The sequence below is a fragment of the Chlorobiota bacterium genome (genome assembly GCA_016710285.1).
In the GTDB taxonomy this organism is placed as follows: Bacteria; Bacteroidota; Ignavibacteria; order OLB7; family OLB7; genus OLB7.
Genome location: JADJXR010000001.1, coordinates 2023113 through 2046518, shown reverse-complemented (window position 1 = coordinate 2046518; position 23406 = coordinate 2023113). Strand labels below are relative to the sequence as shown.

19 protein-coding genes are annotated in these 23406 nt (G+C 55.5%); 4 read left to right on the top strand and 15 right to left on the bottom strand.

The window, feature by feature from the left end; translation table 11 throughout:
* Positions 1-35: 35 nt before the first annotated feature.
* Positions 36-2789, top strand: coding sequence for a TonB-dependent receptor (locus tag IPM61_07315; GenBank protein MBK8911124.1), 2754 nt, complete (start codon positions 36-38; stop codon positions 2787-2789).
* Positions 2790-2966: 177 nt separating this feature from the next.
* Here the strand turns inward: IPM61_07315 and IPM61_07310 are convergent, their stop codons facing one another.
* Positions 2967-4838, bottom strand: coding sequence for a chloride channel protein (locus IPM61_07310; protein ID MBK8911123.1), 1872 nt, complete (start codon positions 4836-4838; stop codon positions 2967-2969).
* A 157-nt stretch (positions 4839-4995) separates the two neighbouring features.
* On the opposite strand from IPM61_07310, the gene IPM61_07305 reads away from it, so the two are divergent.
* Complete coding sequence (locus IPM61_07305) at positions 4996-5649, top strand: TetR/AcrR family transcriptional regulator (GenBank protein ID MBK8911122.1); 654 nt, start codon at positions 4996-4998, stop codon at positions 5647-5649.
* A gap of 190 nt (positions 5650-5839) precedes the next feature.
* Here IPM61_07305 and IPM61_07300 read toward each other — a convergent pair whose 3' ends face one another.
* The 12 genes from IPM61_07300 to IPM61_07245 form a co-directional block, all read right to left on the bottom strand.
* Positions 5840-6157, bottom strand: coding sequence for a cytochrome C oxidase subunit IV family protein (locus IPM61_07300; protein MBK8911121.1), 318 nt, complete (start codon positions 6155-6157; stop codon positions 5840-5842).
* A 100-nt stretch (positions 6158-6257) separates the two neighbouring features.
* Positions 6258-6839, bottom strand: a complete 582-nt coding sequence (locus IPM61_07295; protein MBK8911120.1) for a cytochrome c oxidase subunit 3 family protein — start codon at positions 6837-6839, stop codon at positions 6258-6260.
* 97 nt (positions 6840-6936) lie between these two features.
* Positions 6937-8598, bottom strand: coding sequence for a cbb3-type cytochrome c oxidase subunit I (locus IPM61_07290; GenBank protein MBK8911119.1), 1662 nt, complete (start codon positions 8596-8598; stop codon positions 6937-6939).
* A gap of 45 nt (positions 8599-8643) precedes the next feature.
* On the bottom strand, positions 8644-9642 hold the full coding sequence (coxB, locus tag IPM61_07285) for a cytochrome c oxidase subunit II (protein MBK8911118.1): 999 nt from the start codon (positions 9640-9642) through the stop codon (positions 8644-8646).
* Between the two features lie 148 nt (positions 9643-9790).
* Entirely contained in the window at positions 9791-10657 is an 867-nt protein-coding gene (locus IPM61_07280) for an SCO family protein (protein MBK8911117.1), read from the bottom strand.
* A gap of 65 nt (positions 10658-10722) precedes the next feature.
* Positions 10723-11172 carry a hypothetical protein gene (locus IPM61_07275; protein ID MBK8911116.1) on the bottom strand — a complete coding sequence of 150 codons (450 nt, stop codon included), beginning with the start codon at positions 11170-11172 and terminating at the stop codon, positions 10723-10725.
* Complete coding sequence (locus IPM61_07270; GenBank protein ID MBK8911115.1) at positions 11165-12427, bottom strand: hypothetical protein; 1263 nt, start codon at positions 12425-12427, stop codon at positions 11165-11167. The genes IPM61_07275 and IPM61_07270 overlap by 8 nt, the downstream gene beginning before the upstream one ends.
* A gap of 1 nt (position 12428) precedes the next feature.
* Positions 12429-13067 (bottom strand): cytochrome c, encoded by a 639-nt coding sequence (locus tag IPM61_07265; GenBank protein ID MBK8911114.1) that lies wholly within the window; start codon positions 13065-13067, stop codon positions 12429-12431.
* Positions 13068-13078: 11 nt separating this feature from the next.
* Complete coding sequence (locus IPM61_07260) at positions 13079-13585, bottom strand: DUF3341 domain-containing protein (protein MBK8911113.1); 507 nt, start codon at positions 13583-13585, stop codon at positions 13079-13081.
* Between the two features lie 127 nt (positions 13586-13712).
* Positions 13713-15164 (bottom strand): polysulfide reductase NrfD, encoded by a 1452-nt coding sequence (nrfD, locus tag IPM61_07255; GenBank protein MBK8911112.1) that lies wholly within the window; start codon positions 15162-15164, stop codon positions 13713-13715.
* The gene (locus tag IPM61_07250; protein MBK8911111.1) at positions 15157-18291 is read right to left on the bottom strand and encodes a TAT-variant-translocated molybdopterin oxidoreductase; all 3135 of its coding nucleotides are present in this window, start codon (positions 18289-18291) and stop codon (positions 15157-15159) included. Before IPM61_07250 ends, nrfD begins: the two co-directional genes overlap by 8 nt.
* 146 nt (positions 18292-18437) lie before the next feature.
* Complete coding sequence (locus IPM61_07245; GenBank protein ID MBK8911110.1) at positions 18438-19100, bottom strand: cytochrome c3 family protein; 663 nt, start codon at positions 19098-19100, stop codon at positions 18438-18440.
* Positions 19101-19503: 403 nt separating this feature from the next.
* Between IPM61_07245 and IPM61_07240 the strand changes: the two genes are divergently transcribed.
* Positions 19504-20343 (top strand): hypothetical protein, encoded by an 840-nt coding sequence (locus IPM61_07240; GenBank protein ID MBK8911109.1) that lies wholly within the window; start codon positions 19504-19506, stop codon positions 20341-20343.
* A 78-nt stretch (positions 20344-20421) separates the two neighbouring features.
* On the opposite strand, the gene IPM61_07235 is transcribed toward IPM61_07240, so the two are convergent.
* Positions 20422-21996: a methylmalonyl-CoA mutase gene (locus tag IPM61_07235; protein ID MBK8911108.1), complete on the bottom strand. Its 1575-nt coding sequence runs from the start codon at positions 21994-21996 to the stop codon at positions 20422-20424.
* Positions 21997-22054: 58 nt separating this feature from the next.
* On the opposite strand from IPM61_07235, the gene IPM61_07230 reads away from it, so the two are divergent.
* Positions 22055-22567: a cupin domain-containing protein gene (locus IPM61_07230; GenBank protein MBK8911107.1), complete on the top strand. Its 513-nt coding sequence runs from the start codon at positions 22055-22057 to the stop codon at positions 22565-22567.
* A gap of 24 nt (positions 22568-22591) precedes the next feature.
* On the opposite strand, the gene msrA is transcribed toward IPM61_07230, so the two are convergent.
* Entirely contained in the window at positions 22592-23179 is a 588-nt protein-coding gene (gene msrA / locus IPM61_07225) for a peptide-methionine (S)-S-oxide reductase MsrA (protein ID MBK8911106.1), read from the bottom strand.
* Between the last annotated feature and the right edge of the window lie 227 nt (positions 23180-23406).

The window sequence follows — 23406 nt, the reverse complement described above, 5'->3', positions numbered from 1 at the left end:
CTATCAACCGTCACGTCAATCAGCAGGAGTTTTGCATGAAGCCTTCCATTCGCCATGCCTTTCTTCTTTCCTTCTTCGCGCTTTGCTGCTGCGCCCAACTGGCCGCGCAAACGGGATCGCTTACCGGGCGCATCACCGATGCCGAATCGGGGAAACCGCTGTCGGGCGCAACCATCCGCCTTTCCCGAAGCGACGCGGCGGCGCGGCAAATCGGCGCAATCAGCGGGCCGGATGGATATTTCACCGTGAAGTCGGTGGCGGCGGGAACGTACAAGGTGGTGATCACCTTCCTGAGCTATGCCGCGTTCGAGCAGACGGTGGAGGTGAAGCCTGGCCAGGCAACACTGCTGAACGCCGCGCTGGCGCAAAACATCATCAGCAATAACGAGGTGGTGGTCTCGGCATCGCGCCGCCCGGAGAAAGCGACCGCGGCCCCGGCATCGGTCTCGGTGGTGGGTGCGCGGCAAATTCAGGAGCGCCCTTCGCTGACCTCAATCGAGCATATCAAAGGGGTTCCCGGGGTGGACATCGTGCAGTCGGGGTTGGTGCAAAGCAACACGGTGCTTCGCGGATTTAACAACGCCTTCAGCGGCGCGCTGACGGTGTTGACCGATAACCGCATTGCCGGGGTCCCATCGCTTCGGGTAAACGCCTACAACTTCATCCCGCTGGTGAACGACGACATCCAGCAGTTGGAGATCATCCGGGGCCCGGCCTCGGCACTCTACGGTCCCAACGCGGCGAACGGGGTGTTCCACACCATCACCCGCTCCCCGTTTTCATCGGCTGGGACCTCCATCTCGCTTACCGCTGGCGAGCGGAACGTGCTGCAAGGGACGGTGCGCCACGCGGGGACGTTGGGGGATAATTTCGGTTATAAAATTTCTGGGCAATACATGCGGGGGGATGATTGGGGATACACCGACACCGCCGAGACCTCCGCACGCGCCGCCTTCCTTGCCGACACGAACAACCGCGGGGTGAACCCCGACACGCTAAAGATTGGATTGCGCGACAGCACGATTGAACGAATCGGCGGCGAGCTTCGGCTGGATTATATGCCGATTGAGGACCTGACACTGATCTTCGCCACCGGACTGAATCAAGCGGTCAACAATACCGACATGACCGGCGTTGGCGCGGTCCAAGCAAAGAATTGGCAATACAGCTACTACCAGCTGCGAACCCTGTACAAGGACCTGTTCTTCCAAGCATTTCTGAACAAAAGTGATGCGGGCCAGACCTATCTGCTCCGCACCGGCGCGCCGATTGTTGACCGCTCCACCATGTTCGTCACGCAGCTGCAACATTCCTATCAGTTGGCTCAGGCCGAGCGGCTTACGTACGGAGCCGATCTTCAGCTTACCAACCCGATTACCGATTCCACGGTGAACGGGCGGAACGAGGGGGACGACGACATCAGCGAGTTCGGCATCTACCTGCAATCGGAAACAAAGCTGATACCGGAGATGCTGGACCTGACGGTGGCCGGGCGGTTCGATAAACACAGCCGTTTGGACGACCCCGTTATCTCACCCCGTGCGGCGTTGGTGTTTGCTCCGCTGAAGGATCACACCTTCCGGCTGACGTACAACCAGGCCTACTCGGCACCAACCACCAGCGAGTTATTTCTGGACATCATCGCCGCCAGGACGGAGCTGTTCAACGTGCGTGCGGCGGGGGTTCCGCAGTCGGGGTACAACTTCAGTTTTGATGCATCGGGGCAACCAATCATGCACTCCTTTCTTGCGGATCCATCCCAGCCACTTTCCGCAAACGATGTTGGCGCAATCTGGGAAGGGTTGAAGCAAGTGTTGATTGCCAACTTCCCCGACACTGCGGTGCAGTCGGTAATCCGCCAGATTCCGGTCCCGCCGGCGGGGGCGGTGAAAACGGAGCTTCGGGCGGTGAACCCGGCCAACGGAACGTTCGTCAGCTTCGACCCCGCAAGCATCGCAAACCGGGTTCCCACCAAACCAACGCTGACCTCCACCATCGAGCTTGGCTACAACGGAATCGTGGCCGATCGTGTGGCCATTAGCTTGGACCTGTACCGCTCCCACTACACCGATTTTGTTGGGCCATTGCAGGTGATTACCCCCTCGGTTTTTCTGGAGCAGCAATCGCTGGAAGGGTATCTGACGCAGGTGTTCATGGGGGCCGGGCTTCCCGAAGGTCAGGCGAAGTTGTTGGCGGGATCGTTTGCCCCGCAAGTCTCGGGCATTCCTGGCGATACGCTGTTGCGAGGGGTTCCGGTGGGGACCGTTACTCCAAACGAAGTGAACGACCCCACGGCGGTCTATCTCACCTACCGGAACTACGGGGACATCACGTTGTACGGCTATGATCTGGGGCTGCAGGTTGCGGTGGCCGAAGGGTTGGAGGTGAAAGGGAGCGTCTCCTACGTTGACAAGAATTTTTTCCGCAACCTTGATGGCGTGGCCGATTTGTCGTTGAACGCACCGAAGTTCAAATTCTCGGTCGGGGCCGAGTACCGCAACGCCGATCTTGGGTTAAGCGTCCGGTCCTTGTTCCGCCATGTGGATGGATTCCAAGTCAACAGCGGCGTCTATTTGGGGGAGGTTCCAGGATATTCCGTGGTGGACCTGAATGTTGATTATGAGCTTCCCTGGGTGGAAGGCTTAAAAGCAACCGTCACCGCCCAGAACCTGCTCACCTTTGTTGAAGGAAGCGACGCAAGCCCGTTCAGCCAACGCCACAGCGAGTTTATCGGCACCCCAGGGCTTGGGCGGTTGGTGCTTGGGCGGTTGTCGTATTCGTTCCGGTGAGGTTCCCCCCGTCCATTCTTGGATAGGAACCATCCGAAAGCCCGCCAACGGAGCCGCGCCCCCTCCCCGCCTCCCCCAATTCTGGGGGAGGAGCTGACACAGAATGACCCGGGCAGCAGAGAACAACGAATCTTTCTAAAGCCCATTTTCCCCCAGCATTGGGAGGAGTGGCAGCCATCATTTTTTTGGCTTGATAAATGATATGAGTTTCTGCCCTTGGACAAGCATTTTCAGCCGCCGCCTGTTAAGGGAGATATGGGCTTGCTTCTTCTCATTTTCATCAACGCCATTCCGGTACACCGACAGGATATGCTGGTAGGATAAAATGCCGCTAATTTCTTTGCCGGAGATTACTGGAAGGATATCCACATTTTCTTTGGCCATTGTTTCCACAGCAATTTTCAGCGTGTCCTCGGGGTGGACGCAAAGGTTTCTCCGTTTTACCAGTTCACCCACTTCTTTGTCGGCATGGTGATGCAACCCGAACAGCGTGGTTGAGCTTAGCAGCCCTCGATACTCCCCATCCGTATCGGCAATGATAAAATAATTGGTTTGCAGTTCGGTTTCTTGCTCAAGCCAGCTTCGCACTTCGCCGATTTTCATCTGGCTGCTAATAATTAAGCCGCTATCGTTCACAAGTTCTCCGACCCTTGTTTTTTCAAGGATATCAGGTTCGTAGGAGTGTGGGGTGAAGACACCGCGACGGGCTATTTTCTCGGTCATAATGGTGTTATCCATTAAAAAATAGGAGACAAAATATGCCGAGGTGCAGGTGGCCAGCAATGGCAATAATGCGTTCACCTGGCCAGTGGTTTCCAGGGCGAACACAATGGAGGTAAGGAACGCTCGGGATGCCCCGGCAAACATTGCCGACATCCCAACCACAGCCGATAGCGGGATTGAAATACCGATCTCAGGAAACCACGAAGCTCCTACGCTGCCAGCCAACGCACCTACCGCACCACCAATGGTCAGCAGCGGAGCCAGCGTTCCCCCTGAGGTTCCGCTTCCCAACGAAATAGACCACGACAAAAATTTAAAAATGCAGAGTGATAGCATCACCTGGATCGGCAAACTACCGGATAGGATTCCTGTGATGTTATCGTATCCAACACCTAACGTTCTTGGCTCGTAAAATCCGATTACTCCAACGGCAATCCCCCCAATCGCGGGCCACCATGCCCAATGGATAGGGAGTTTTTCAAACAGGTCTTCAATCCAATAGACTATTTTGGTTGCGCCAATGGCAAGCAGCCCAATGCCAAGCCCCATGATGCTGTAAAATAGAAGCGCAAAATTGGAGGCCGCTTCTACATTCACATTCATGGGGAACACAACGCCTTCTTCAAATAGAAAATGGTGGCCAGCTGCGCCGGTAATGCAGGCCAATGCAACTGGAATAAATGAGCGTGGCGAAAATTCAAACAGGAGTAATTCAATCGCTAAAAATATTGCCGCAACTGGGCTGCCAAAAATGGCCGCCATCCCTGCCGTTGCGCCGGAAGCCAGCAAAATTTTCCGTTCGTTTGGGGTAATCTCCAAGATTTGGCCAAGCGTAGAACCAAGCGCGCCCCCTGTTGCGATAATCGGCCCTTCCGCGCCAAATGGCCCTCCCGTTCCAATGGAAATAGCTGATGAAATCGGCTTCAGGAACGTGATGGAAGGCTTTATTCTACTTTGGTTCGTAAGGATCTGCTCCATTGCTTCCGGGATGCCATGCCCACGAATTCCTGCTGACCCATAAAAAGCCATTAAGCCAACAATAATGCCGCCAATCACCGGAATAATCACCACAAGCCAGCCATAATTATTCTGGGCAGGGCTAACGGATTCAATGGAAAAATTTCCGTAGAAAGAGATGTTGGTGATAAGGTCAATTAAATGAACAAGAACCTTTGCAATAAGGCTGATGCAGGCGGCTATCACTACGGCAAAGAACGACAGCCTGAATAATTTTCTTTTATCATATTTCTTCTTTGACGAAACGTTTTCCCTTTGCAGCGTGGAGTCTAAGGAGGTGGATACTGGTATTCCCTTGTTGAGAGTCATGTTGTTTATCGGTGTAAAGCAAGGATCAAGAACGTTTGCAGGAGAGGGGTGATATTCTATCCAAAAAGAAATTTTACTCAACAGAATCAGGCTGCTGCGGGATTAGCACGCACGGCTGCTGAGCAACACACAAGCAGATTTGTCATTGACAAAAATAATGAGCATCTTTGTCATTGACAAGTTATTTTTGCAAAAAAGTATGAGCACACAACAACGCATTGTCGCCAAAGCCCTTGAGCTTTTTAACGAGAAAGGGATAGAGTACGTAGGGATGCGGGAGCTTGCCGCCGCCCTTGATACCAAGCTGGGAAACATCACCTACTATTTTCCCACAAAGGAGGATTTGATTTTGCAGGTCACCATGGATCTATCCGAAGCGAATGCTGCGATTTTACAGGAGGATGAGAAGATGACAATCCAATCGTACCTGCAGATGAGCCAGCGGCATTATGAATGCCAATATCAATACCGGTGTATTTTTTTAAGTTTTGTCCATTTACGCAAGCAGTATGAAAAGCTATCCGATATCTATCGGCGGGGGGAGGATTTGCGCAGGAAAACTGTCTTGAAAAATCTTGGATACCTGACCCAGAATAAATATCTACGGGGGCTGACTGCTTCCGAAAGCACGTTCTTAACATCGGCAATATTACTGCTATCCCGCTTTTGGATTTCCGAGGCAGCCATCTCCTACGGCAATTTGAAGCCGGCGGAACAAATCCGGCACTATATTGGAATTTTGGCCAACATCCTTTCCCCCTATTGCTCAGCGAAAGGCAAAGGCCAGTTAGCAGAATTTCTTGATGGATAGAGTCTGGTTCAAAGCACCGCAAAAAAAACCAGTTATTCTTGCTTATTGGGGAGCAATCGAACAACCCGACAGGCGACTTTCGCCGCCAGAGCCATAAAAAATGCCGCCTTGCTGAACAATGTTGTCCAGCAAGGCGGCATTTGTTTTGCGTTGGTTGGGGGCGGGCTATCTATCTCTACTTATTCGTGCTCTACTTATTCGTGAACATCACCCAGCCACGGCTGAAATAATCGGCAAGGGTGATTACCAGCATCAGAACCAGCCACAGGATGCTGGCCCCGCCAAAAATCCACGTTAGTTTACTGCTCCATTTCATGTGCATGAAGTAGAGCACCACCAGCATCATTTTGGTGAAGGCGATGGAAAGGGCCACAATAATGTTCAACCCTCCAATCCCTGTTGCGTGGTCCAGATCAAGGTACGCAATCAGCACCGTGACCGCTAACAGAACCATCAGCAGCAGGAAGATGGTGTAGTATGTTTTTTTGGGTACAATATGACCGGACATAGCTCTTTCTCTCGGTTCGGCTTGGTAGAGTTCTTCGGTAGTTAGTTCGCGTCTGCTTCTATCGGGATTGTTGCATGGCTGTGCTTAGCACGGTTCCGCATCAATGATGAGGTGGTTGAATCAGATAGAGCAATGGATAAAGGAAAATCCAGACGATATCCACAAAGTGCCAGTATAACCCGGTGATTTCCACTGGGATGTTGTATTCCGGCGTGAAATCCCCCCGATTTGCTCGTTTAATAATCCAAGCCACCAAGCCAATCCCCACCACCATGTGCAGCCCGTGCAGGCCGGTCATCACAAAGTAGAGGAACAGGAACATCTCGGCCCCGCCGGCATAACCTGGGTTTTCCGTCCAGTGGAAATTGAACCCTGGGAACAAGCCATCGTGCCACTTGTGTGAGTATTCAAAGGCTTTCACGCCCAGGAAGACCGCACCAAGAATCATGGTGAGGATCAGGAAATTCACTGTTGCTTTCCGCTTCCCTTCCTGGGCCGCATGAACGGCCATTGCCATGGTGAGGGAGCTAATCAGCAGCACTCCGGTGTTCACGCCGCCAAGAATCCAATCCAAATGGCCACTTGCGGCAACCACTGCATCGTGGTATTTCCAACGGAGGAAGGTGTAGGCCAAGAACAAGCCGCCGAAGAACATCACTTCGGTGACCAAGAACGCCCACATACCCAGCGAAGCGGACTCGTGCTGCTGGTTCAGATCATCGAACTGGTGAGCCAGACCGTGGGGATGGCTATGACTGTGCGCCACGTTCTATTTCTCCTTATTTAGCGTGTTTTGCTTGTTGAAGTGCGGCTTGATACGCCGATTCTTCCGCTTCGGCATCGTAAGCGTAGGCTTCTTCGGTGACAATCGGCGTTGCGTCGAAATTGAGGGTTGGCGGCGGCGATGCCGTCTCCCACTCAAGCCCCTTGGCTCCCCAAGGATTTGGTCCGGCAACTGGACCAAATTTCAGCGACCAAAGCAGATAGAAAACCGGCATCATAAACCCAATCGCCAGCACCGATGCGCCTGCGGTTGACAGAACATTCAGCACCTGATACTCAGGCGGATAGACATGATACCGGCGCGGCATTCCCAGATAACCAAGGATGAACTGCGGGAAGAACGTCAGGTTAAAGCCAACATAAATCAGCATGGCCGATAGCTTCCCCCAAAACTCTGGATATGTTCGCCCGGTCATCTTTGGCCACCAGTAGTGGATTCCGCCTAGGTAGGCAATCACTGTGGCGCCAACCATCACGTAATGGAAGTGGGCAATGATGAAATAGGTGTCGGTGATATGAACATCCAAGCCAAGCGCGGCGCAGAACAGCCCCGTTAGCCCGCCGATTGCGAACAAGCCGATAAACGCCAACGCGTAGAGCATCGGGGTTTCGTAGCTGATGGAGCCTTTGTAGAGGGTTGTGGTCCAGTTGAACACCTTCACTGCCGAAGGGATCGCCACAATGAAGCTGAGTAGCGAAAAGATGATACCCGCATATGCCGACTGCCCGCTCACGAACAAGTGGTGGCCCCACACAAGGAAGCCAAAAATTGCGATGGCCAAGCTACTGAAGGCAACGAACGAATACCCGAACACCCGCCGCCGCGAGAATGCCGCGATCAGCTCGCTGATAACGCCCATGGCAGGAAGAACCATGATGTACACCGCTGGGTGGCTGTAGAACCAGAACAGATGCTGGAATAACACAGGGTCACCACCCAAATTTGGATTGAAGACCCCTACACCAAACACCCGTTCGGCAGCCAACAGCACCACGGTGATAGCAATCACCGGTGTGCCAAGCAGCATCACCAAGCTGGTGGCATATTGCGACCACACAAACAGCGGAAGGCGCGACCACGTCATCCCGGGCGCACGCATCTTGTGGGTGGTAATCACAAAGTTCAGGCCCGTTGTGATGGAGCTAAACCCCATGATAAAAATCCCCAATCCGGTCAGGAAGACGTAGGATTGAGAGTAGCTGGTGCTGTATGGCGTGTAGAAGGTCCAACCAGTGTCCACCCCACCCATCAGCATTGCCGATAGCGTCAGCAAGCCACCGATCATATAGAGGTACCAGCTTAGCAAGTTGACTTTGGGGAAGGCAAGATCCCTGGCACCTATCATAATCGGCAACAGGAAGTTCCCAAGCACCGCTGGAATTGCGGGGATCAGGAACATGAAAACCATCACAATCCCGTGCGCGGTGAAGGCACGGTTGTACATCTCCGCCTCCAAATCGGGACCCGGGGTTAGAAGCTCGATGCGAATAAGCGCAGCGAAAATGCCCCCAAGAGCAAAGAAGATCGAGATGGAGATCAGGTAAAGGATAGCGATCCGCTTGTGGTCGCCAGTGAGTAACCACGACTTAATGCCTTCCTGGGCATTGATGTAGGTGGTCTTCGGCATTTCGAAGACACCATTGGTCGCGCCGGGCATTGCGGTTGGGGTTGTTGTTGATATTGTGCTTGCCGTTTCCATGGGTTATCGCTTGCCGGTTGGTGTCAGGTTCTGTGCGGTTGCGCCGCTTCCTTGCTGTGCCTTGATGTAGGCGATAAGGTTCATCACCTCCTCCTCCGAAATCTGCCCTTTGAAGTTCGGCATTACCGCCTGATATCCCTTCACAATTTTCGCTGATGAATTAAGGATGGACTCCCGCATGTAATCATCATCAGCCTTGACTTTCTCGCCGTTTTGCAATTCAACTTCCGACCCGTACACCCCAGCCAACGACGGGCCAAGCGTCCCGGACGCACCTTGATGGCAGGTCTGGCAGCCATATTGTGTGAAGAGCCGTTCCCCGGCTTGTGCTGGTGTCTCGCTGGCATCGGCGGTGGCTTGGCCTGCGGTTCCGCTGGCGGCACTGGTCAGCCAGCGTTCGTACTCGTCGGGTTCCATCACAATCACCTTGCCGATCATCAGCGAATGCTGCATCCCGCAGTATTCAGCACAGAAAATGTGGAATGTCCCGGTTTTTGTGGCGTTGAACCAGACGTTGGTGTATCGCCCGGGAAGCACGTCGGCTTTGGTGCGGAAGGCGGGGAAGAACAGGTCGTGCAGAACATCCTCGCTGGTCATTGTCACCTTGATATTCCGCCCTTTGGGGACGTGAAGCTCGTTCACTTCGCGTTTCCCTTCGGGGCTTTGGAATTTCCACATCCATTGCTTGCCGGTGGCAAAGTACTCCACAGCATCGGCCGGTGGCCGCACCTGTTCAAAGAAGATGCTGGTTGCCCAGCCGAAGATAACCAGCGAGATAGCCAGCGGAACAACAATCCACACAGCCTCTAGCTTGTGATCGGTGTCGGGGGCGTTGCTGCGGTCGGCCACCTTTCCACGCTTGTATTTCACAGCGAATACAAGGATGAGCACGAAGATCAGCAGGGTAAAAAACGCCGTAAGCCCCCAGAGGAACAGGTAAAGCGCATCCACTTTTTCAGCAATCGTGGAGGCCTGTTGCGGCATTAAGGGAAGTTCCCACAGCATAATTTGGTGTATTAGTCAGTTGTCAGTTGCAAGTGAAAATCCTTCGTCGTTGGCCATTAGCAAAGGAACCCTTACTAATCGCCAGTTATACCAACCACCAATCTCTTCTTCGCGGTGCTCTGCGCTTCTTTCAACCCCTTCTTCATCAATTTTTCATGGTTGATCCTGTTTTCATTGCCCGCAGCAATGCCGGATCATCTATTCGTGTTTTGCGTTCGCGGCGTTTTAGGATCACCACCATTGTGGCCACCCCGATCGCCATCAAGATGGAGCCGCTTTGCAATGCCTTCCGTATCGAGAAGCCATACTTGGCTGTCAGCGGATCGTATTCAAAGCAGAGCCAGATCAATGGCTCAATCGGCTTGCCAATTTTTTCCTTCAGGGCATCGGCAAGGGTGCGCTGCAATTCGTTTGGCGCGAACTCCACGGTGTACTGGTAGCCAGCAACTTTTCCGGCAGGCGTTAGCACCATGATCCCCGCAGCGTGGGCGTATTGGCCAGAGGCTGTGTCGTACAGATACCGGAAGCCCACCGAATCGGCAACGCTACGGATTGCGGCTTCATCTCCGGTCAAGAAGTGCCAGTTTGCCGCGGCCCCCGCACGCTCGTACTCCGTCAGGTACGCCCCTTTTTTCTGCAAGGCCAGTGCCGGCGTTTCTTTGGGGTCAATGCTGATCGTCACCAAGTCGAAATCTACCCCAGGCTCCTCCTTCATCACTTTCAGCGATTTCACCAGCCCGTTCAGCACCTGGGTGCAGAGCATCGGGCATTGGTAGTAGACCAGCGTGAGGATAACCGGACGCTTCCCCAGATACTCCCCCAACGTTACGCTCTTTCCGTTTTCATCACGGAAGGTGAGATCGGGGCGAACCTGCGCGCCCAAGCGTTGCTCGATATTCACCTGCTTGGCGTACTTGTTCCCGGGCTGCGGCGGCGAGCCTTGCGCAAGCGTGCGCCCAACGCCAACCAACAGCAAAAGCCAAAGAACTGCTATGCGAAACACCGTCTTCATGATATCACCATCGTCTCTAAAATGGCCTAATTCATAATTAGGCTTTGGTGTGTTGGACGGTGTTCTTACCGTCCGCCGTTGCTCTCGCCAGGTTCGTAGGTTGCGGCATGTTTCTTTGCCGCAGCACTATCCACCGGAACGGAGGGAAGGCCTTTGGCGGCCAGTTGTTCAATGGCCACCTCAATGGGAACATGGGCTTTGTTGCTGGCTTTATCCACCCAACCATAGCCGTTCACCAGGGAGTCTTCGTGGGAGCGGAATGCTTTCAGGTCGTCGTAGGCATGGGTTTGCAGGCGTGGTTCTTTCATCACGCGCACGGTATCGTACACCGGCGAGCGTGCCACGTCGGCTTTGGCGGCGCGCATCTCCAACAACTCCATAATTCCCCACATCAGCACCATAACGATCCCCACGCCGATAAACAGAATCGCCATGAACTTGGCAACAGGCTTAACTTCGATATCCGACGACTCGTGGATATGCTCGTCGGTGGAGTGGTCGTGATGATTAGCCATGGATTCCCTCCTTTGCCATCGGTGTGTCCTCAAATCGTGCGGCGTCGGCTGCGTCGGCGTGTTCGATGCGATGCCATGCGTCCTCCAAGCGTGGATCCCACACGGTCATCAGCGTTTTTCCTTTCAGTTGTTGGCAGTAGTAGGTCAGCCAAATTCCGCCGATTGCCAGCGGCGCGGCAAGGTCCAGCCAGTGGAAGGAAAACGTTGAGCGGAGATGGGCCGGGGCAATCAACCAGAACAGGTCAACGAACCGCATGAACAGCATCCACAAAGCAACCCCGAACAAGAGTTTCGGGCTTCGCTTCACTTTTTTCGAGAGGAGGATAACCCAGGGAAGGGCAAAGTGAAAGAAGACCAACCCCCAGCCGATTGTTCCCCATTCGTTGGCCATGCGGACAGCATACCACGGGGTTTCCTCGGCCACGTTGCCGGACCAGATAATGATGAACTGCGAGAAGGAGATGTACGCCCAGAACATCGTCATGGTGAACATCAACGTTCCGTAGTCATGGAAAATGCGTGGAGCAAGGAAGTTGCTAAGTGGACGAGTGGCGCGGAACTTCACCACTAAGCCGATGGTAACGGCCAACGCCGACAAGGCCGCGCTGCCAGCGAACAATATGCCGTAGATGGTGCTGAACCAATGCGGCTCCAGCGACATCATCCAGTCCACCGCAGCAAATGTTCCTGTTAGAATAATCAGCAGCAACGTTACTGCGCTCAGTTTCTGGACTTTGCCAAGGTTCTTCGGGTCGCGGTTCTCTTCGATCTGGCGATTCAGCTTGATCAAGTAGAAACCGAGGCCTGACCAGAGCGCGAAGTAGAACACCAACCGAATAATGAAGAACGTTTCGTTCAGGTATGGGGCTTTCTGCTGAAGGATATGATCTTTGGCAACCACATCGGCATGGGTCCATTCATACAAACTGTGCATCCCAAAAATGATTGGCACAAACAGCACCAACATCAGTGGAAGCGTCCGCACGCCGGTCTCAAGGAAACGGCGAATGGTGAACCCCCACGCGCCGGAGACAGTGTTGTGGAGGGCATACAGGGTGAACATCCCTACCGAGATAAGCACCCAATAGATATAGCCCAGCAGATAGGAGCGATAGAACTGGTCGGCATCACTAATGGCACCCACCACCAGCAACGCCACCCCAACCGCCGCCGCCGCAATGGCTTTTTTCTGCAAGCCATTGATGCCCGGCTGGACGTTCTCGTCGTTTGCGATTGCGTTAAAATTACGAGCCATGTTATTTCTTTCCCTCCAGTGCCGCTTGTTGCTCGGCGGTCAATTGGGAGGCATCCATGTTTTGGCTGAGCTGCAGTGCCTTGATATAGGCAGCGATTGCCCAGCGATCCTTCACCGGCACGCGCGAGGCGTAGCTGTACATCACGCCGAAGCCGTTGGTGATAACGTTGAACACATACCCCGGCGGAGCGGTCCGCAGGCGTTCTTCGTGGAACGATGGCGGGGCCTTGAAGCCGCGCTGCACAATCATCCCCTTCCCATCGCCAAGCCTGCCGTGGCAGGGGGAGCAGAAGACGTTGAACTGCTCATGGCCGCGAACCAGGACTTCACGCGTGACGGGCATTGGGAAGGTCCAGGAAAGATCGCTGGTGGCCCATTGGGCCGGAACGCCGGACGCAGCACCCGACGCGCCACTATCGCCAGCAGGTTTTGCTGCGCTGGCGGGGGCTTTGCCGGTGTAGAGTTGGTCGTCCAGCTTCATGTGGCCGCGTGCAACGGTTCCAGCAATCGGCTGGCGCGCGCCAAGCGCATCGTCGAAGAAATCGCTTTTTGAAAGCGGCTTCACTTTTGGCTGATCGTACATCTCCTGGCAACCCGTAGCAATCAGGGCCAACAGGAGAAATGGTAGAAGGTGTCGCATGGTTGCGTTCATTAGTGAGGCACCTCCGCAAGGCTTTCTGGCTTCAAGGATTCCAAGAACTCCCAGGTCCGTTGGCGGTCGAATTTGGGGTCGGTTGATTCGATAGCAAGGAAGAACCGGTCGGTGCTGGCGCGGGCAAAGCCTTCAACGTTGAAGACCGGATGGTACGGCATCGGGAGCTTGTTCAGAATAATCATCCCGAAGACCGCTGTCAGCACCGAAAACAGCACCGTGGTCTCGAAGGTGACAGGGATGAACGACGGGATACTGAACATGGGCCGCCCACCGATGTTCATCGGATAGTAGATTACCGCAGCCCAATACTGCAGTCCCATCCCGAACACTGCTCCGGCTAACCCTCCGCAGAAAATCCCCCATGGCAACTTGGTTTTGAACCCAATAGCCTCGGTAACTCCTTCCACAGGAATTGGTGAGTAGGCATCCATCTGGCGGTAGCCCGCTTTGTTTGCCCGTTGCGTTGCATTAAGCAGTGCCTCGGAGGTCGCGAACTCCGCCATCAGCCCGTAGATCGGGGGTTGTGTTGCTGGCTCCATGATTAAAAATGTAGTACTCAGTTGTCGGTTATCACGCTTTCTCCGCCGCAGCAACGCCGTTGCAGCCTTGCTGATGGACCATTTTCTTGTTTTAGTGCTTCCCGTGTTTGGAGTGTTCGATGTGAACAAGCTCGCGAATCTCGGAAACAGCAATCACCGGCAAGAAGCGAACGAACAAGAAGAAGAGCGTTAGGAACAAGCCGATGGTGCCAATGTACGTGGCCCAGTCATAGAACGACGGGTTGTAGTAGCCCCATGCCGACGGCATGAAGTCCCGATGGAGGCTGATCACCACAATCACGTAGCGCTCCAGCCACATTCCAACGTTCACCACGATGGAGATGCACCACAGCCAGACCGTGTTGGTGCGGAATTTCCGCATCCAGAGAAGTTGCGGGACGATGCCGTTGCAGAAGATCAGTGCCCAATATGCCGGCGCATACGGTCCGGTCATCCGGTTCCAGATCATGTACTTCTCATAATCCGCCGCGCTGTACCACCCCATAAACGCTTCTTGGGAGTATCCATACACCACAATCAAGCCGGTGGCCAACATCACTTTTGCCATGTTGTTCATGTGGCGCGGGGTGATGTAATCCTCCAGCCCGTAGTATTTCCGAAGCGGTATGCCAAGCGTCAGCACCATTGCAAAGCCGCTGAAGATTGCGCCGGCAACGAAGTACGGCGGGAAGATTGTGGCGTGCCAGCCTGGGATCTGCGACACAGCAAAGTCAAAACTCACGACGGTATGGACCGACAACACCAGCGGCGTTGAAATGCCGGCAAGGATCATGTAGATGGTGGTGTAGCGTTTCCAGTGAACCGCCGAACCGCGCCAGCCAAGCGATAACGCGCCGTAGATCATCTGCTTGCCCCGCGTGGTTGCGCGGTCGCGCAGCGAAGCAAGGTCAGGAATAAGCCCCACAAACCAGAACAGCAGCGACACCGTCCCGTAGGTGGAAACCGCGAACACGTCCCACAACAACGGCGAACGGAACTGCGGCAGCAAGGCCATTGTGTTCGGGAAGTACGGAAGCAGCCAGTAGAACAACTGCGGGCGACCCAAGTGGAGAATGGGGAACAGTCCCGCGCAAGCCACTGCGAACAGGGTCATTGCCTCGGCAAAGCGGTTGATCGAGGTTCGCCAGTCCTGGCGTAGCAGCAGAAGAATGGCAGAAATCAACGTACCAGCGTGGCCGATACCGATCCACCACACAAAGTTGACAATAGCAAAGCCCCACCCAACCGGGATGTTGATACCCCAAACCCCAATCCCCTTCACCAGCAGTACCGTCACTGCGTACAGGAAGAGCATCAGGAGCATGAAGGCAATGCCGAAGCCGACAACCCAGCCCTTGCTGAACCCTTTGCGGAGCACCAAGTTGCTGATCTTGCCAGTGACGGACTCGTAGTCCTTCGCCCCCGGTCCCAAGACTGGGAAGTTGGTTTGGTCTATCGTGGCGGGGACTTCGTTGACCGTCACAAGCTGTGCGCCCCGCTGCGTCGGCAGTGTTGTTTGTTCTGTCTGGGTATCGTTAAGCATGGCTGTTCTCGGTCTTCACAGGCTCGGCCAATTCAGGATTCGGGTTACGGATGCTTGCCAGATAGCTGGTGCGTGGCTCGGTGTTCAATTCTTCCAGCATACGGTAGTTCAGCTTCGACTTCTTCATCTCAACCACTCGACTCTTCGGGTCGTTCAAGTTGCCGAAGGTGATCGCGCCGGTTGGGCAAGCGATTTCGCAAGCGGTCTTGATCTCACCATCGTAAATGGAACGCCCTTCCCGCTTGGCATCAATGCGGGCATGGTTGATCCGCTGTACGCAGTAGGTGCATTTCTCCATCACACCACGGTTCCGAACCGTCACGTCGGGGTTCCGCCCCAACTTGACCACCGGGGTCTTCTCATCGGAATATTGGAAGAAGTTATAGCGGCGAACTTTATACGGGCAGTTGTTGGAGCAATACCGCGTGCCAACGCAACGGTTATAGACCATGTCGTTCAACCCTTCGTCGCTGTGGACGGTGGCCCCCACCGGGCACACCACCTCGCACGAGGCGCGCTCGCACTGCATACATGGCACGGGCTGATAGTGAACCATCGGGTTGTCCAGCCCGCCTTCAAAGTAGCGGTCAACGCGGATCCAGTGCATCTCGCGCCCCATGAAGACTTGATCCTTCCCAGCTACCGGAATGTTGTTTTCGGCTTGGCAGGCAATCGTGCAAACGTTGCAGCCGATGCAGGCCGTAAGGTCAATCGCCATTCCCCATGCATATCCCCTGTACTCGTATGGCTTGTAGAGGGAGATTGGGTCCTTGACGTGCTCCATCTCCTTCACAAAATCTGGCTGCTTCTGGAACTGGTCGTTGGTTCCGTAGCGATAAAGATTCCGCCCTTCGATGCTGGAGTGATCTTGCGTGGTGACAAGCTGGTAGAACTCCCCCGTCTTCCGAAGCTCCAACCCAAGCCCAAACCATGGGGCGTTGGAGGTCCGGAGCTTGTAGGCATTGAACCCTTGGTTGGTTCCAACGCGCCCGGCACGCTCGCGGCCATAGCCCAGATAGACCGTCACGCTTTTATCGGGATGGCCCGGCAGCACCCATACCGGACCGGTGACGATGCGCCCTTGATACGCTAAATCAACAACGTCAAAATTCTTCAGCCCTTGCTCCTCGGCTGTTTTGGGGCCGATAAGAACTGCGTTATCCCACGTCAGCAGGCTTAGCGGTTTTGGAAGCTCCTGCAACCAACCGTTGTTGGCATACTGGCCATCGCGGATGTTCGGGTCGGGGCGGAAGTTCAGCTCCATCCCAGCCGATGTGTACGGAGTTGGCGGGGGGATTTGAACCGCACCAGTTCCAGCGATTGTCGAAGATGTCGGCGCGGGCGTGCTTGCCGGTGCCGCTGGCGCGGGGGCAGCCGTATCAGCTGCCGGCGTTGCAGGCGCGGACGGTGCGGGTGCTGGTGTTGCTGCCGGTGTGGTAACTCCAGATTTCATCATCTCTGGCTTCACCAGCCCATCGTTCAGCACAATCTGCCAGCTTTTCTCGAAGTCACCGGTAAGCCGTTCTTTCCAGAAGTTGCGGACGATTTCGTAGCCGTTGGGGCTGGCATCCATCATCATCGCCAGCAGTTCATGGACCGATTTGGAATCGTACAACGGCGCGATCAGCGGCTGGACAATCGTTGTTGTTCCGTCGAAGGCGCGGGCATCGCCCCAGGATTCCAGCGCGTGCGACATCGGCAAGTGCCAATGCGACAGCCACGAGGTCTCGTCCTGGTACAAGCCCAAGTGAATCCGCAGCCCCACTTTCTCCATTTTTTTGGCGAAGTCAAGATCCGCCGGAGCATCATAGACGGGATTGGCACCGATGACAATCAGCATCCCCACATTCCCAGCATCCATATCGGCGGCTAATTGGCGCATTGCCTCAAGCTGGTCGCCCTGGACGTTTTCAACAGGCTCGATGTAGTTGACGGTGGTGCCAATGTTCCCCAGTGCCTGGTTGATGGCGTGGGCAACCACGTGAACCGCCGCTGGTTGCGATTCGCCAGCAACAACAAGGCTGGCTCCGCGATTGGCTTGCAGGTCCTTGACGGCTGCGTCAATCCATTTTTGCCATTCTGGTTTTCCGTTGGTTGCGGCCGCGCCGGCAACGCCAAGTTTGCTGGCGATAATCCGCGCCACGCTTTCAATCTCGCTGGCCATAGTTGGCAAGCGGTGATCGGCTTTTGCGCCGGTTAGCGTTGGCGAGCTTTCGGCAACGTACAAGCGATTCATCGGATCCCCCGGCTTGCGGACACGGCGGCCATCGGCAAAATGCCGGGCATAGCGGACACTTCCGGGCATTGCCGTCAAGAAGTCGCCATCCAGCGAAAGGATAATTTTGGCTTTGTCGAAGCTGTAGTTAGCGGCGGCATCGCGACCCAAGGCCATGCGCAATCCGGCACGGGTGTTGTGCTGGCCGGCGGCATCGTACTGGATCCATTTGGCTTGTGGGTATTGCGCCATTAGTTGGCGCATCTGCTCCCCTAATGTTGGCGATGCGGTAGTTTCGCTAAGGATGCGCAGCCCCGCTCCCCCTTTTGCCTTTTGGACTCCGAGCTTTGCGGAGAACTCATCGGCAAATGTTTTCCACGTGGAGATTTCGCCACGATTGATGACCGTTTGGGAGCGGTCGGGGTCGTACATCCGCAGGATTTCCGCCTGTGTGAAGGCATCGGTTGCCCCCAGGCTTGCGGGGTGGTCCGGGTTGCCTTCAACTTTTGTTGGGCGGCCAAGATGGCTTTCCACCAAAACGCCGGTGGCATATCCCCCCAGGGTTAAGGCCGTTGCGTAGTAGAGCGGCTTGCCGGGGATGATCTGTTCCGGAGCTTTCACAAACGGCACGATCTTCTCATCCGGTTGCTTGAAGCAGGCACTTACCCCGGCCAGTGCCACCGAAGCCCCCATCACTTTCAGGAAGCTGCGGCGGGTAACGGGGTCCAGCATCTGGTCCGCACCCGACGGGAACTCATGCTTGATGTGATCCTGGAATTCCTTGGTTTCGGCCAGTTGCTCCAAGCTTTTCCAATACTGTGGGCCGCGATTTTGCGTCAGTTTCTCGCGGATTTCGGCAAGGTCAACCGTGGATTTTATCCCGACCTCCGTGTGGTCATCTGCCTCTGGCATGTGGTCCTGGGCATTGATGACCGGCAAGGAGAGTCCGTTGAACTCGTGGTTATGGTCGGCGCTCATGGGCTGGTGTTGCTGGAAGTTTGCATGGTCAGCATCGGCGGAATTGCTTCCGTTGTGATGCGTTGAACCGGTCCTCAAAGTTATCGGTGGCAGATGGAGCAGTTGGTAAGCTGGGCAACGTTCACGTTGTACTGTTTCACCAGCTTCTTCCCCAGTTCAATCTGATCTTCGCCGGGTGCTGGTTTCCAATTCATATCGAAAACGTGCTCGCGCGGGCGCAGGTATTGTTCTGGGTTACGGTGGCAGTTCAAGCACCAATCCATCTGCAAGGTGTTGGTTTTCCAAACCATGGGCATTTTATCAATCTGCCCGTGGCAGGTTGCGCAGCCAACCCCTTTGGCAACGTGGATGCTGTGGTTGAAATAGACGAAGTCGGGAAGGTCGTGAACGCGGGTCCACTCAATCGGCTTACCAGTGCGGTAGCTTGCGCGAACCGGCTCCAGCATTGGAGCATCGGGAAGCACTTGCGAGTGGCAGGTCATGCAGGTTTCGGTTGGGGGAATCCCGGCAAAATGGGATTCCGTCACCGAGGTGTGGCAGTAGCGGCAGTCAATGCCGTTTTGCCCCACGTGGCGAGCATGGCTGAAGGGGACCGGTTGCTCGCGAGCAACGTGGACGTTCGTGAAGTAATCCGAACGATTGTACGCAAACAGGAAGAACACCAAGCCAATGACTAATCCACCCACGACAAGGATAGAAAGCCGGGCCATCATGTTGCTGCTGCGATGGAAGATCTGCGACATCTCGTGCCTACATGCAGTTGTTGAGTGCGACGGTTCTGAGTATCGGACAGAGCCGGAGATTCCCCTGCACAGGGTCAATAACCAACCGCCCTGCTTTTTAGCGGGGGCGATTATACGGAACCCGATTGGTCTGAACCCTGACGCAGGTCATGTTTTTGAAATCATCACCCCCTAACTTGCGGTTGCCCGCCCCCTGCGGCTTTGATGATGATGGTAGGAATGGGGCGCAAGATTACAACATCTTCATGTTGTTTTGCAAGCAATAAGTTCTCTTTTCCGTAAAAAAACTTTGTTGAGCGTACCTCTGTTCAAAGAAAGGCCGATTTTAGCCGCACTACAAGGGCCCTGCCGAACCGCAGAAACTTTCGGCGCAACCGCGCCAATCTCCAACGAATAAACAACCATGAGCAACACCGAACCGACCTCAAAAACAGGCGTAACCTACTGGGATTACATCCAACTGGATCAGCTCCTTTCGCTGCAAGCCCCACGCACCACCGCCCACGATGAACCGATGTTTATCATGGTTCACCAAGCATTCGAACTCTGGTTCCGGTTGGCGATTTATGAGCTGCGCGGCGCGATTGCCGCGCTGGAATCGGGGAACACCCAGCAAGGGATTGCACTGCTGAAACGGGTTTCGGTGATCCTTCGCACCGCCCACGCAGGGTTCGACCCGTTGATGACCATGACGCAGCAGGGCTATGCCGAATTCCGCGACGCGCTCCGCCCGGCAAGCGGCTTCCAGTCATCGCAGTTCCGGGTGATGGAGATTCTGTTGGGCATCCGCCAGGTTCCATCGGCTGATGATGCGGCAAAAGAGCAATTCCATTGGGAAGTTGTGGCGGCGCAAGCGGGGGAGACGTTCGTGAACTTCATGGCGCGGTATCACCAGGAGCTGCTGGACATTTACAACGAGTCGCGCAGCAACAACCTGCGCGCCCTGATGCTGCGGCTAACCGAAGAGGGGACGGGAAAAACAGGGGTGGAGGCCTATCGCTACTTGGGAGCCCACCGCGCCCAGTTGCCAGAACTTGCCGCACTTGCCGATGCCGGGCGCGACCTGCAAACGGCGTTGCTTGACTTCCGCCTAAGCCACCACAAAGTGACGGTGTTCACCATCGGCGACGCTGCCGGCACCAGCGATGCCCACAACCCAGTCCACTCCAGCTGCGCCGGATACCTGCTGAACGTCATCAAGGAGCAATCCACCATCTTCCCGGAGTTGGAAGCTGGGATGTAGCCGTTGTAAGTGCTTCAGCAACGATTCTGAAGATTAAGGTTTGGGGGGATTCAGCAATGATCCTGGGGATTGCTTTCTCTATTCCTCATACTCCCCCCAAACCTTCCGCAAGGTGTCGGAAATTTCCCCAAGCGTGGCGTAGGATTCCACGGCGGCAAGGATGTTCGGCATCAGGTTTTGGCCGCCATCGGTGGCCGCCGCGCGAATTGCGGACAACGATTGCTCAACCTGGGCCGCGTTGCGCGATGACTTTGTTCGATGGAGCCGCTCGATTTGCTTGGTCCGTAGCGCGTCGTCAACGTGCAGGATGTCGGTGAAGGGCGGCTCTTCCATTTGGAATTTATTCACCCCAACCACCACATCTTCGCCACGCTCCACCCGCAGCTGGGCCTCGTATGCCGATCGCGCAATTTCATCCTGGATAAACCCCGACTCGATGGCCCGCACCGCACCGCCAAGCCGCTCAATTCGCTCCATGTACTCCGTTGCTTTTTCCTCAACTTGGTCGGTCAGATACTCCACGAAATAACTTCCCGCCAACGGATCCACCGTGTCGGCAATGCCCGACTCGTAGCCAACCACTTGCTGGGTCCGCAGGGCAAGGCGTGCGGCGTTTTCGGTGGGCAATCCCAACGCTTCGTCGAAGCCGTTTGTGTGCAGCGATTGCGTGCCGCCAAGCACCGCAGCGGTGGCTTGCAACGCCACCCGCACGATGTTGCTTTCCACCTGCTGGGCCGTTAGCGTGGACCCCGCCGTTTGCGAATGGAACCGCAGCATCATGCTTCGCGGGTCCTTGGCGTTGAACCGCTCCTTCATAATCCGCGCCCACATCCTGCGTGCGGCGCGCAGCTTGGCCACTTCCTCAAAAAAGTTGTTGTGGATGTTGAAAAAAAAGCTGAGCCGCGACGCGAACTGGTCCACATCCAACCCAGCATCCACCGCGGCTTGGGTGTAGGCCACGGCGTTGGAAAGCGTGAACGCCACCTCCTGCACGGCGGTCGAGCCGGCCTCGCGGATGTGGTATCCGCTGATGGAAATCGTGTTCCAGCTTGGAAGCTCGCGCGAGCACCACGCGAACATATCGGTGATTAACCGCATCGAGGGGGCCGGGGGATAGATGTACGTTCCCCGCGCCGCGTACTCCTTCAAGATGTCGTTCTGCACGGTCCCGCTCAGCTTGGATAGGTCCGCCCCCTGCCGCTTGGCCAGTGCCACGTAGAACGCCAGCAAAATGGATGCGGTGGAGTTGATGGTCATCGAAGTCGAGACGTTCTGCAGCGTGATCCCATCGAACAACGTCTCGATGTCGGCCAGCGAATCAATCGCCACGCCAACCTTCCCCACCTCACCTTCGGCCAGCGCGTGGTCCGAATCGTACCCGATTTGGGTTGGCAAGTCGAACGCCACCGACAACCCCGTTACCCCTTGCGAAAGAAGGTAGCGGTAACGCTGGTTCGATTCCTCGGCAGTGCCGAACCCGGCGTACATCCGCATTGTCCACAGCCGCGAGCGGTACATCGTGGGATAGACCCCGCGAGTGAACGGATACTCCCCCGGCCCCGGTTGCCCACCGCATTCCGGGGAGGAAGCAAGGTATGGGGGGATGATAATTCCTGAGTCGGTTGCGAATTGCGGCTTGCGTTCTTGTGCCATGATTGCTTAGTTGCAGGACATCGTTTTGGAAAAACCGTCAACAGATACCACAGCCCAGATGACCACTGCTGAAGATTGGATTGCCCACCTGCAGCTTGCCCCCCACCCCGAAGGTGGATACTTCCGCGAGACGTACCGCTCCCAGGAGCTTGTGACCCCAGCGGCCAGCCGATACGCCGGCCCGCGGGCAGCCTCCACGGCCATCTACTTTCTGCTTCGTAGCGGGGAAATCTCGCGGCTGCATCGGCTTCGGTCCGATGAGGTTTGGCATTTCTACGCCGGGTCATCGCTGACGCTGCATCTGTTGTTTGCTTCGGGAAAATACGAGACGATCCGGCTTGGTGATGCTGTGGCGAACGGTGAGCAATTGCAGGCGGTGATTCCGGCGGGGTGCTGGTTTGGCGCAACCGTCAGCCGCCCCGGCAGCTTCACGTTGGTTGGCTGCACCGTTGCCCCGGGGTTCGATTTCCAGGACTTTGAGATGGGCAGCCGCGCAGCCTTAACACAACAATTCCCCCAGCATCAAGAGCTTGTTGCGTTGCTCACCGATGCTGGGGGAATGGGAAGCTGAACCTAAATCTGGCGGGCGATTAGATTATTGCGCCGTCGCGTTTTCCTTCTTCAACTTCTCCCCAAACACCTTCCTGAACTTCTCCACCTTCGGCTTGATGACGAAGTTGCAGTAGGGTTGGCTGCCGTTCAGGTTGTAGTAATCCTGGTGGTAGTTTTCGGCGGCATAGAAGGTGCTGAATGGTGCGATCTCCGTCACAATCGGCGACTTGAACGCGCCGGATTCGTCCAACTTCTTCTTGTACTCCTCGGCCAACTCCTTTTGCTGATTGCTGTGGTAGAAGATTGCCGAGCGGTACTGCGTCCCAACGTCGTTCCCCTGGCGGTTCAGCGTTGTGGGGTCGTGCGTGGACCAGAAGACTTCCAGAAGATCCTTGAAGCTCAGCTTCTGGGGGTCGAACACGATCTGGCAAACTTCGGCGTGCCCGGTGGTTCCGTCGCACACTTGCTTGTAGGTGGGGTTCTTCACCATTCCACCACTGTAGCCACTGGTGACGGAGACCACGCCATCAAGCTGTTGGAACACTGCTTCCACACACCAGAAGCATCCGGCACCAAGCGTTGCGGTGTCAAGCCCTTGCGGCGCGGGGGGATTGTTCTGTTGTTCGTTCATCGTTGTTGTTACGGTTCGGATTGTCTGCATGGTTTGCTGGTTCCCGTGGTTGCTTGGGGCGCACCCCAGCAGCAGCATTGCTACCAGCGGAAGGATTGAGTAAAACATAGCGTTTGTTGATTGTTCTGCATGACGCGGGCGGATACGGGTTTCGTGTTGGCGGATTGCCCCCTTGCTGTTGTGGCCCGGCCTGCACTGGCATGATCTACGCGCCAGCCCGCCCATCC